This window comes from Mesorhizobium sp. B1-1-5 (assembly GCF_006443065.1).
Taxonomy (GTDB): domain Bacteria; phylum Pseudomonadota; class Alphaproteobacteria; order Rhizobiales; family Rhizobiaceae; genus Mesorhizobium.
This window is the reverse complement of record NZ_VFWS01000029.1, coordinates 35,945-46,622: the sequence shown is the minus strand read 5'-3', so window position 1 is coordinate 46,622 and position 10,678 is coordinate 35,945. Positions and strand designations below refer to the sequence as shown.

Below are 10,678 nucleotides of genomic sequence, written 5' to 3'. Positions count from 1 at the left end.
CTTCGCTCCTTGCTCCGCCATAGAATGACGAAGTTGAGGCGGCTTCAACCAATCCCCGGCGTTTGCGCTGATTTCACGGAACTGAATCTTACACCAAGACAAACGGCAACCTTTCAAAATCCCTATGTCGGGGAACTAAAACTTCGTCACCACGCCGATGCCGATCCCCTCGAAGCCGCCCATCGCCATCAGCGCGGCGGGCGCCTCTTCGAGACTGATCTTCTTGCCCACGAGCAATTCGGGCTTCAGTTTACCGGTGCGGATCATGTCCATCATCGCGGAATAGCGGTAGGCCTGCATGCCGTGGCTGCCGAGGACTTCGAGCTCGAAGGCGATTATCTTGTCCATCGGTACTTGCGGGCGGGCATGCTCGCCCAGCATCAGCCCGACCTGAACGTGGCGGCCGCGCCGGCGCAGATTGGCGATCGAGTTGAACGAGGTGGTCGGGTGTCCAAGCGCATCCATCGACATATGCGCGCCGCCATTGGTGATCTGCTTGACGGCCTTAACCACATTCGGCGTCGTCGAGGCGTTGATCGTCGCCACCGCGCCGATCTTTTTGGCGAATTCCAGCTTCTCGTCGGTGAGGTCGATGGCGATCACATTGGCGCCCATGGCGCTGGCGATCATGATCGCCGAGAGGCCGACACCGCCGCAGCCATGCACCGCGATCCATTCGCCGGGCGTCACCCGGCCCTGGTCGACGATGGCCCGGAACGAGGTGACGAAGCGGCAGCCGAGGCTGGCGGCGGTGGCGAATTCCATCTCTTCCGGCAGGCGCACGAGGTTGGTATCGGCATGCTCGATGCCGACATATTCGGCGAATGAGCCCCAGCCGGTGAAGCCCGGCTGCGTCTGGTGCTCGCAGACCTGATGGTTGCCCGACGTGCATTCGAAGCAGCGGCCGCAACCGACGGCGAAGGGGACCGTGACCCGATCGCCGGCCTTCCAGCGGCCGACCTGCTTGCCGGCGGCGACTACGACGCCAGCCAACTCATGTCCGGGGACGTGTGGCAGCGTGATGCCGTCATCATGGCCCATCCAGCCATGCCAGTCGCTGCGGCAAAGACCCGTAGCCTCGACCTTGATGACCACGCCGTCGGCGGCCGGCTTCGGATCGGGCACGGTCCGGATCGTCGGCGCCTCGCCGAACTTTTCAAAGACGACAGCTTTCATGGGGAGTCCTTCAATTCGTTATTCGGCATCGATCTGGTTCTGCGGCGCAGCCTTCTGGAATGCCGGCAGCGCCGTGCAGGCGGCGTTGATGCGCGCAATCACCGGGTAGGGGGCCATGTCGACGCCGAAGCGGGCATTGTTGGCGACCTGGGCGGCGAGGCAGATGTCGGCAAGGCCCGGCGCATCACCGTGGCAGAAGGTTCCGGTCTCAGGCGACGAAGCCAGAATCTTCTCAAGCGGCTGGAAGCCTTCGTTCACCCAGTGCCGGAACCAGTTGACGACATCCTCGTCGCCGGCGCCGAACAAACTGCGCAGCGAGGTCAGCACGCGCAGATTGTTCACAGGATGGATGTCGCAGGCGATCATCTGCGCCAGCATCCTGACGCGGGCCCGACCCAGCGCATCTTTCGGCAGCAGCGGCGGCTCCGGCCGGATCTCGTCGAGATATTCTATGATCGCCAGCGACTGGGTCAAAAGCGTGCCGCCGTCCAGAACCAGCGCCGGCACCAGCCCTTGCGGGTTGACGCCGCGATAGGCGGGCTCGAGATGCTCGCCATGGCGCAAGTGGTGCGGCACATAGATGTAGCTCAGGCCCTTCATCTCCAGCGCGATCCGCACCCGGTAGGAGGTGGAGGAGCGGTAGTAGTTGTGAAGGACGAGGTCGCTCATGGCCTCGGCTGCCCGATGGTCACTGCGATCTCGCCGATGCCGTCAACGCCGCCGGTGATCCTGTCGCCGGCCTGGACCGCGCCGACGCCGGCCGGCGTGCCGGTGAAGATCAGGTCGCCGGGCCGAAGCTCGACCGCCTCGCTGCAGATAGCGACGATGTCGGCGATCGGCCAGATCAGCTCGGCCAGGTCGCCGTCCTGCTTCACCACGCCATTAACGGCAAGCCAGATGCGGCCTTTTTCCGGATGCCCCGATTTCGCGGCCTGAACCAGCGGCCCGCAAGGCGCGGATTGGTCGAACGCCTTCGACCAATCCCATGGCCGCGCCGCCTTCTTGGCCTGATCCTGCAGGTCGCGGCGGGTCAGGTCGACGCCGACGCCATAGCCCCAGACATGGGCGAGCGCGTCTTCGCGCGGAACGCGGAAGCCGGCTTTGCCGACGGCCACGACAAGCTCGATCTCGTGGTGCAGGTTCGAGGTCAAAGGCGGGTAGGGGATCTCGGCACCGCTGTCGACCACCGCGTCGGCCGGCTTGGTGAAGAAGAAGGGCGGGTCGCGCTCGTCATTGCCGAGCTCGCGCGCATGCGCAGCGTAGTTGCGGCCGACGCAGAAGATGCGGCGCACGGCAAACCGCTCCGCTGAGCCTGCGACGGCAACCGAGGCAATGGCCGGCGGCGGAAGGACGAATTCGGGCATGGGCAGTCTCCGTGCTGGCATGAATCGTTCGCACCTTCAGCCGATTTCGACGGGCGAGCAAGGCACTATGGCCGCGAACATGTTGGCCCTGTCGCTTCACGGACAATGCCGTGTACCATTGGGCGATATACTATTTGCCAATAATCTGGCCATGGTCACGAGACTATCCTGTGCGCGGCTGAAACCGAACCGATGCCTGATCCTGAGCAATGACCGCAATCAACGATCGCGCCCGCTTCCTGATCATCGACGACCACCCGCTGTTTCGCGAGGCGCTGCACAGCGCCGTGCAGATGGCCTATCCGGACGTCGACACGGTCGAGGCGCGCTCGATCGGGGAAGCGATCGAGCTGCTTGCCGACGCCAAGCCGTTCGACCTCGCGCTGCTCGATTTGAGCATGCCCGACGTGCATGGCTTCGAGGGGCTGTTGCAGCTCAGGACCCGTTACCCGCGACTGCCGGTGGTGATCGTGTCGGGCTACGAGGAACCGAAGATCATCTCCGAGGCGCTGTCCTACGGGGCCGCCGGCTTCATCCCGAAATCGGCCCGCAAGAGCGATCTCGCCGCCGCCATCCGCTCGGTGATGGACGGCGCGGTCTATGTGCCGGAAAATTACGAGGGCCAGCCGCCGGACCCCGAAAGCACCGATCGCGCCGACATGGTGCAGCGCCTAGCCAGGCTGACGCCGCAGCAGCTGAGGGTCCTGCAGATGCTGCGCCAGGGCATGCTCAACAAGCAGATCGCCTATGAGCTGCAGGTGGGTGAGACTACTGTGAAAGCACATGTCTCGGAGATCCTGCGCAAGCTCAACGTCTACAGCCGCACGCAGGCGGTGATCGAGGTGTCGAAGCTCGACAATGCGGAGTTGTTTCGCGACCAGGCGGGCTTTTGAGCTTTGCGCTCAGTCTGCAGACAACGGCACTGGGAAAAGTGCACTGTCACCGTAATTCAGGAAGACTCCTCACCTGATGCTAGACGCGCTTTTGCTTTCTTTCCCTTGTCAAGGGTGGACGTTTAGCCATCGCTTTTAAGAAGGCGGTCGAAGCGCTGATTGACTGGTTCGTTCATTCAGGCGCTTTCTTTCTCGTTAAATTGAGTCGACGTCGCGGCGGGTTGCTCTATGCAGAAAGCGGCGGGTCTTGCGTTTGTTCGGGCTCAGGCACCGGGGCCGCCTGTTCCTCAACGAAAAGGTCGATTTGGCGAGGCGCTGGGCGATGTTCTAGCACACGAACCACGGTATAGTCAGTTTTTAGGCCTTGGCCCGTTTGCACCTGTCGTATTTTGACCTCGCAAACAAGAACATCTCCCTTGGCGAATCTAATCACATTGGAATCGACGCGGTGCATGAAATCGGCGTCTTCAATTGTCGCGCTGATCTGATTATTGCCGTCGTGCAAGCGCCACTTGTTATCCTCTTTGAATGCTAGCGAGACGATGGAAAAGGCCGACCGCCGAACATCCTCGACTACCACCGTTGAAGGGGGCTCTGGCGCAATGAAGTAGGTTGAATCGCCCTTCTTAACGGACGCGATTTCTTGACGGGCTTCGAGCACCTTGAACTCGTCAATCCCGTCCTTCTGAAGCGGGATCACGACCAATTCCTCATACGCTTTGCGAACCGCTACATCCTGGTACAGGCGAAGCAGTTTCAGCGGGACGTCTATCGTTTGGCCATCGATCGTGATCCGGACGGTGTCATCACTAATCTTCTCGATCCGGCTAGGCTTGTGCCCCCGAAGACGCTTGATTAGGAAGATGAGCCCGCCGACTGCCACTCCACCACCAAAGACCAATTCTTTGAGATTGATTGCCGCAGTAACGAAGTCGCCGGTCAGGAACGTCTTCATACCATCGAGGAATGTCTGCACCACCGTGAGATCGATTTCGAACGATCCCTCTTTGGTGGCTTGCACATTGACGGAAATTGACGGCGCGTCGGAACCATTGAGGGCGCGATTTGCGGCGTCGAAGAGCTGACCGACCGCCAGTAGGGCCGGCGCCAAATCGCGCACGTCCATCGATCCGTCCTTAATGGACGCACCATCATAAGCAATGGTAAAGCTTGCTTTGCTCACGTCGTCGGCATCCATGTGATCCCCCTCATGCCGGCGCCTGATAAGAGCATGATTCCGGCAGGCGGGGAAGAATCAACTAATATGGGTGAAAATCGCCTTAATTGCGATCCATCTTCGAAGGGGATACATCCGGGTCAAGGCGGTCCCAGACCCAGCCTCGCGCTTGGTTGTCCTAGATAGCTCTAAGCCAGCAAATGCGCCAGCAGCGCGCGTAGTTGCGCTGGCTTCAGCGGCTTGCGCATCAGCTCTATGCCGGCGGCGCGGGCGGCCTTGGCGACGGGCTCGGAGCCGTCGGCGGTGACGATCAGCGCCGGCACGGTCCGGCCGAGATAGTCGCGCACTTCGGCTATCGTTGACGTGCCGAGGTCGCCGCCGTCGAGATGCTGGTCGGCGATGATGATGTCGGGGACCCAGGCGGTGTCGCCGAGCAGGTCGAGCGCATCGTCGGTCGAAGTGGCGGCGCGCACCAGGCATTGCCAGCGCTCGAGCAGCGAGGTCATTGCCGAGAGCACGTCCATGTCGTTTTCGACCAGGAGCACCTTGGTGCCGAACAGGCCGTAGCCGCGCGGCCGCTCCATGTCGGCGGCGGCCATCGCCGGTTCGGCCGCGGCCATGCCGACCGGCACGTCGATATGGAAGATGGTGCCGCGCCCGACCTTGGAGGAAAAGGTCACCGGGTGGCCGAGGGCCGCCGCCATGCGGCGCACGATCGCGAGGCCGAGGCCAAGCCCGCCGGCGAGCCCGGCGTCGGCAAGCGTGGACGTGCCGCGGTGAAATTCCTCGAACACCGCCTCGCGCTGGTCCTCGGGGATGCCGCAGCCGGTGTCGGCGACGTCGATGCGGATGGTGTCGCCGCGATGCCTTGTGCCGACCAGCACGCCGCCGGAGCGGGTGTAGCGCAGCGCGTTGGAGAGGATGTTCTGCAGGATACGCCTGAGCAGCGTGCGGTCGGAACGCACCGCGACATTGACGGGACGGAATTTAAGCGACAGGCCTTTCTTTGCCGCTTCCGGAAGGAAATCCGAGCGCAGCGAGGAAAACAGCGCTTCCAGGCTGACGTCGCCGATCTCGGGCTGCACCACGCCGGCGTCGAGCTTGGAGATGTCGAGCAGCGTGCGCAGCAGGTCTTCCATCGTCTCCAGCGAGCGCTCGACATGGCGCACCAGCTTCCTGCCTTCATCGCTGGCTTGGACTTCTGCCAGCGCCGAGACCGACAGATGCGCGGCATTCAGCGGCTGCAGCACATCGTGGCTGGCGGCGGCGAGGAACCTGGTCTTGGAGAGGTTCGCCAGCTCGGCGCTCTCCTTCGCCGCGCTGAGGTCGATGTTCGACTGTTCGAGCCGGCGCAGCGTCGCATGCAGTTCCTCGGTACGGTTGCGCACCCGGTTTTCCAGCGAGATCGCGGTCTGGAACAGCGAGAAGGCATTGCCCTGCTGGTCCATCGAGCGCTCGACGCGGCTGACCAGCGCGGCATTGATCTTCTTCAGCCTTTCGAGGTCGTCGATGTCGCGAAGCGGCATCGGCGCTCACTCGGCTGCCTGGCGCTCGCCGAAGGCGATGCCGGTAAAGGTCTGGTTGAGGTGCATCGAACGATACTGCTCGCCATAAGTGCCGAAGCCGATGACCTTATTGGTCCGATAGAGCTCGGAGATATCGCGAAAAACCTGGCGGTTGCGCGCGTCGAGCCGGCGCAGCACGCAGTCGAAGCCGAGGATCATGTCGATGCCGCCGAGCCGATGCTCGACGTCCTGGAGAGCGGTACGCGTCGCTTCGACCATGTTCTTGGGCTGGGCGATGGAAAGCACCACGCCGTCGTCAATGGCGCAGAAGAAGGACAGCGAGCCGTCGGGATGCATGCGCTGGATCGAGCGGCAGTAATATTCGCCGCCGACCTTCACCACCACGGGGTGCGAGGCAAAGCTCAGCGGCGTCAGCGTCTGCGGCATGATGCCGACGGAGGCGGCATATTCTTCCGCCGCGTTGGTGGCGTTGAACTCGCGCACGACACGATGGTCCGGGTCGGACGCCGTCACCACCAGCTTCTCGTCGGTCGGAATAAAATTGTCGGTCTTGAAGACGTGGAAGGGGATCTCGGTCGCGACCAGCACCACGATGGCGCTGTCGGACGCGACCGTGCCGTTGGCGATTAGCCTGGTCGTCTCGAATTTCAGGTCGTCGCCGGCCGAGCCGCCGATCAGCGGAATGTCGTCCAACCCCCAGTGGATGGCCGAGGTCACCGCTTCCTCGGCATAGGACAATCCGTCGATGAAGCAGAGCGCGAATATGTTCTTGGCCCGATCCTGGCCGACGCGCCCGCGCAGCAGGCGCCGCAGTGAGGCGACCTCGCCGGTGATCCGGTCCATGCCCGACGAGGAGAGGTTCTCGACCATGGTGGAGACGGTCGAAAACGATGCCGACGGCAAAAGCAGGGCAAGGACATGCCCTTCCTCCAGCCCCTGCGGCGTGATCTCGCCGGCGGTCGAGCAGCCGGCATAGGCAAGCGACGGAGCGTGTACCTTCAACGCCTGCGCGAGCGCCGGCGCTTCGACCAGGCTTTGGGAGAAGAACAAAAGCGCGAAGCCGGCGTCGACGATTGCGGCTTCGGCCGCGATGGCCCGGGCAAAAACATTCGGGTCGGGCTCATCCGTGGTGAGCGCCGAAAGGCCCGATGCATAGCGTGTGCTAGAACTGGCCAGCCGCCTTCTCCGCAATTTCCTCCAACGCTGTTTTATGCGTGTCTTTTCTTATGCGTGTCAGGCACGCTTCGCGTCGAGGGCATCTTTGCCCTCAATCCCTGATTTGGCAATGGGCCGGGCGGCACGCTCAACAGCTTGTCGGCCATGACCGAAAGTACAAGGGACGCAGCGCTGGCAGCACTGTTTTGCCCGTTGTACGGTACGCAAATAGCGCGCTGCCGAAGCACAGGCGCGGCATCGGCAAGGCGAGGACCAAGTTAATACCCAGGGAGGCTGCATGTCGGACGTGTCGTTGACTGTGAATGGGAAACGGGTCAGCGGTAGTGCCGAAGACCGAACGTTGCTGGTGCATTTCCTGCGAGAACATCTCGGCCTCACCGGAACGCATGTCGGCTGCGATACCTCGCAATGCGGCGCCTGCGTCGTGCATGTCGACGGCCGGGCGGTGAAGTCCTGCACCATGCTCGCCGTTCAGGCTTCGGGCTCGACCATCGTCACCATCGAAGGGTTGGCCGACGGCGCCGAGCTGCATCCGGTTCAGGCCGCGTTCAAGGAGCATCACGGGCTGCAATGCGGTTTCTGCACGCCGGGCATGATCATGGCGGCGACCGATATGATCGCGCGCCACCCGCAAGGCCTCGACGAGGCGACGGTACGCGCCGAGCTCGATGGCAATATCTGCCGCTGCACGGGCTACCACAACATCGTGAAGGCGATCCTCGCCGCATCGAAGACGATGTCGAAGGGCGCCAAGGGCAAGGCGAAGCAGGCAGCGTGAGATGAGTGAGTAGTGAGTAGCGAATAGTAAGTAGCGAATGGTCGGCGTCTCTGTGACCGACCTCTACTCCAATCTTTTCCTACTCACTATTCGCTACTCACTACTCCCCTAAATTCCGGAGGAATTTCCGCAATGGGTATCGAAGGCGTGGGCGCCCGCGTGGCGCGCAAGGAAGACAAGAGGTTCATCACCGGCGGCGGCCGCTATGTCGACGACATGGTGGTCCCCGGCATGAAGCACGCGGTGTTCGTGCGCAGCCCGCACGCGCATGCGCAGATCAAGAAGATCGACGTGAAGAAGGCGCAGGCCATGCCGGGCGTCGTCGGCGTCCTGACGGGCAAGGAGCTCAAGGCCGACGGCATCGGCAATCTGATCTGCGGCTGGATGATCCATTCCAAGGACGGCACGCCGATGAAGATGGGCGCGTGGTCGCCGCTCGCTGTCGACAAGGTGCGCTATGTCGGCGACGCCGTGGTCGTCGTCGTCGCCGAGACCAAGGGCCAGGCGCGCGACGCGGCCGAAGCGGTCGAGATCACCTATAAGGAACTGAAGGCCGTGGTCGATGCCACGAAGGCCATTCAATCCGGCGCGCCGCAGATCCATGCCGAGGCCGAGAACAATCTGATCTTCGACTGGGAGCTCGGCGACGCCAAGGCGACCGACGCGGCGATCAATTCGGCGGCCCATGTCACGCGCATGAAGATCGTCAACAACCGGCTGGTGCCGAATGCGATGGAGCCGCGCGCGGCGCTCGGGCACTACGACAAGGCGGAAGACCATTATACCTGCTGGACGACGTCGCAAAACCCGCATGTCGCGCGGCTGGTGATGAGCGCCTTCTACAACGTCGCGCCGGAAAACAAGCTGCGCGTGATCGCGCCGGATGTCGGCGGCGGCTTCGGCTCCAAGATCTACATCTATCCGGAAGAGATCGTCTGCCTGTGGGCATCGAAGAAGACCGGTGTCCCCGTCAAATGGGTGGCCGACCGCACCGAGAGCTTCCTGTCGGACGCGCATGGCCGCGACCATGTCTCGACGGTGGAGATGGCCTTCGACAAGGACAACCGCATCACCGGCCTCAAGGTCGATACGATAGCCAATCTCGGCGCCTACATGTCGCTGTTCTCGTCCTGCGTGCCGACCTATCTCTACGCGACGCTGCTGTCGGGCCAGTACAACATCCCGGCGATCCACGCCAATGTGCGCACCGTCTATACCAACACTGCGCCCGTCGATGCCTATCGCGGGGCAGGGCGGCCGGAGGCCACCTATGTGCTCGAGCGCACGATGGAGACCGCGGCGCGCGAGCTTGGCGTGTCGCCGGCGGAACTCCGACGCCGCAATTTCATCACGTCCTTCCCGCACCAGACGCCGGTCATCATGAACTATGACGCCGGCGATTATAACGCTTCGCTCGATGCGGCGATGAAGGCCGCCGACTATGCCGGCTTCACCAAGCGCCGCGCCGACGCCGCCAAGCAAGGCAAGCTGCGCGGCATCGGCATGAGCTGCTATATCGAGGCCTGCGGCCTGGCGCCGTCATCGGCGGTCGGCTCGCTCGGCGCCGGCGTCGGCCTCTGGGAATCGGCGGAGGTGCGCGTCAATGCCGTCGGCACGATCGAGGTGCTCACCGGTTCGCACAGCCATGGCCAGGGCCATGAGACGACCTTCGCGCAACTGGTCACCCAGCGCTTCGGCGTGCCGATCGACTCCGTCTCGATCGTGCATGGCGACACCGACAAGGTGCAGATGGGCATGGGCACCTACGGCTCGCGTTCCGGCGCCGTCGGCATGTCGGCCATCGTCAAGGCGCTCGACAAGGTCGAGGCCAAGGCCAAGAAGATCGCCGCGCATCTGCTGGAGGCGGACGAGGGCGACATCGTCATCGAGAATGGCGAGGTCAAGGTCGCGGGCACCGACAAGAGCCTGCCCTGGTTCCAGGTGGCGCTTGCCTCCTACACCGCCCACAATTTGCCGGCGGGTATGGAGCCCGGGCTGAAGGAGACGGCCTTCTACGATCCGTCCAACTTCACCTTCCCGGCCGGCTGCTACATCTGCGAGGTCGAGATCGATCCGGAAACCGGTATGACGGAGATCATCCAGTTCGTCGCGGCCGACGATTTCGGCAACATCATCAATCCGATGATCGTCGAAGGGCAGGTGCATGGCGGCATCGCCCAGGGCGTCGGCCAGGCGTTGCTGGAAGGCGCGCATTACGACGCCAGCGGCCAGCTCCTGACGGCAAGCTACATGGACTACACCATGCCACGCGCGGCCGACCTGCCGTCCTTCAAGGTCTCGACCTCGAACACGCCATGCCCGGGCAATCCGCTCGGCGTCAAGGGCTGCGGCGAGGCCGGCGCCATCGGTTCGCCCCCGGCGGTCATCAACGCCATCACCGATGCTCTCGGCATCGTCGACATCGCCATGCCGGCGTCGCCCGCCACGGTGTGGTCGGCCGTTCGGGCGAAGCATTGAAAAGCGAATAGCGAATAGGGAGTAGCGAATAGGGAAGAGGAGAGCGATGCGGCGGATAGATAATCCTACTCGCTATTCGCTACTCCCTATTCGCTTTTTCCCCGAAGGGA

9 protein-coding genes are annotated in these 10,678 nt (G+C 63.0%); 3 read left to right on the top strand and 6 right to left on the bottom strand.

Going from position 1 to position 10,678, the window contains the following annotated elements:
- Nucleotides 1-135 precede the first annotated feature (135 nt).
- The 3 genes from FJ980_RS12645 to FJ980_RS12635 are packed head-to-tail and all read right to left on the bottom strand — an operon-like array spanning nucleotide 136 to nucleotide 2,540.
- Nucleotides 136-1,176, bottom strand: coding sequence for a zinc-dependent alcohol dehydrogenase family protein (locus FJ980_RS12645; RefSeq protein ID WP_140543210.1), 1,041 nt, complete (start codon nucleotides 1,174-1,176; stop codon nucleotides 136-138).
- Between the two features lie 18 nt (nucleotides 1,177-1,194).
- A complete protein-coding gene (gene maiA, locus FJ980_RS12640; RefSeq protein ID WP_140543209.1) occupies nucleotides 1,195-1,845 on the bottom strand; it encodes a maleylacetoacetate isomerase in 651 nt (216 codons plus the stop codon).
- Nucleotides 1,842-2,540 (bottom strand): fumarylacetoacetate hydrolase family protein, encoded by a 699-nt coding sequence (locus FJ980_RS12635; RefSeq protein ID WP_140543208.1) that lies wholly within the window; start codon nucleotides 2,538-2,540, stop codon nucleotides 1,842-1,844. The genes maiA and FJ980_RS12635 overlap by 4 nt, the downstream gene beginning before the upstream one ends.
- Before the next feature lie 209 nt (nucleotides 2,541-2,749).
- On the opposite strand from FJ980_RS12635, the gene FJ980_RS12630 reads away from it, so the two are divergent.
- Nucleotides 2,750-3,433: a response regulator transcription factor gene (locus FJ980_RS12630; protein WP_140543207.1), complete on the top strand. Its 684-nt coding sequence runs from the start codon at nucleotides 2,750-2,752 to the stop codon at nucleotides 3,431-3,433.
- A 226-nt stretch (nucleotides 3,434-3,659) separates the two neighbouring features.
- On the opposite strand, the gene FJ980_RS12625 is transcribed toward FJ980_RS12630, so the two are convergent.
- From FJ980_RS12625 to FJ980_RS12615, 3 genes are all read right to left on the bottom strand, one after another.
- Nucleotides 3,660-4,631 (bottom strand): hypothetical protein, encoded by a 972-nt coding sequence (locus FJ980_RS12625; RefSeq protein WP_140543206.1) that lies wholly within the window; start codon nucleotides 4,629-4,631, stop codon nucleotides 3,660-3,662.
- Between the two features lie 167 nt (nucleotides 4,632-4,798).
- Complete coding sequence (locus FJ980_RS12620) at nucleotides 4,799-6,136, bottom strand: hybrid sensor histidine kinase/response regulator (RefSeq protein WP_140543205.1); 1,338 nt, start codon at nucleotides 6,134-6,136, stop codon at nucleotides 4,799-4,801.
- Nucleotides 6,137-6,142: 6 nt separating this feature from the next.
- Nucleotides 6,143-7,327: an FIST signal transduction protein gene (locus FJ980_RS12615; protein ID WP_181164819.1), complete on the bottom strand. Its 1,185-nt coding sequence runs from the start codon at nucleotides 7,325-7,327 to the stop codon at nucleotides 6,143-6,145.
- Nucleotides 7,328-7,589: 262 nt separating this feature from the next.
- On the opposite strand from FJ980_RS12615, the gene FJ980_RS12610 reads away from it, so the two are divergent.
- Nucleotides 7,590-8,090, top strand: coding sequence for a (2Fe-2S)-binding protein (locus FJ980_RS12610; RefSeq protein WP_140543203.1), 501 nt, complete (start codon nucleotides 7,590-7,592; stop codon nucleotides 8,088-8,090).
- Nucleotides 8,091-8,222: 132 nt separating this feature from the next.
- Nucleotides 8,223-10,568: a xanthine dehydrogenase family protein molybdopterin-binding subunit gene (locus FJ980_RS12605; RefSeq protein ID WP_140543202.1), complete on the top strand. Its 2,346-nt coding sequence runs from the start codon at nucleotides 8,223-8,225 to the stop codon at nucleotides 10,566-10,568.
- Nucleotides 10,569-10,678 lie beyond the last annotated feature (110 nt).

Bases quoted from the DNA above. Each gene is read 5' to 3' on its own strand.
- FJ980_RS12635 (WP_140543208.1), bottom strand. From the start codon at position 2,540: ATGCCCGAATTCGTCCTTCCGCCGCCGGCCATTGCCTCGGTTGCCGTC.
- FJ980_RS12610 (WP_140543203.1), top strand. From the start codon at position 7,590: ATGTCGGACGTGTCGTTGACTGTGAATGGGAAACGGGTCAGCGGTAGT.
- FJ980_RS12620 (WP_140543205.1), bottom strand. From the start codon at position 6,136: ATGCCGCTTCGCGACATCGACGACCTCGAAAGGCTGAAGAAGATCAAT.
- FJ980_RS12645 (WP_140543210.1), bottom strand. From the start codon at position 1,176: ATGAAAGCTGTCGTCTTTGAAAAGTTCGGCGAGGCGCCGACGATCCGG.
- FJ980_RS12630 (WP_140543207.1), top strand. From the start codon at position 2,750: ATGACCGCAATCAACGATCGCGCCCGCTTCCTGATCATCGACGACCAC.
- FJ980_RS12625 (WP_140543206.1), bottom strand. From the start codon at position 4,631: ATGGATGCCGACGACGTGAGCAAAGCAAGCTTTACCATTGCTTATGAT.
- FJ980_RS12605 (WP_140543202.1), top strand. From the start codon at position 8,223: ATGGGTATCGAAGGCGTGGGCGCCCGCGTGGCGCGCAAGGAAGACAAG.
- maiA (WP_140543209.1), bottom strand. From the start codon at position 1,845: ATGAGCGACCTCGTCCTTCACAACTACTACCGCTCCTCCACCTCCTAC.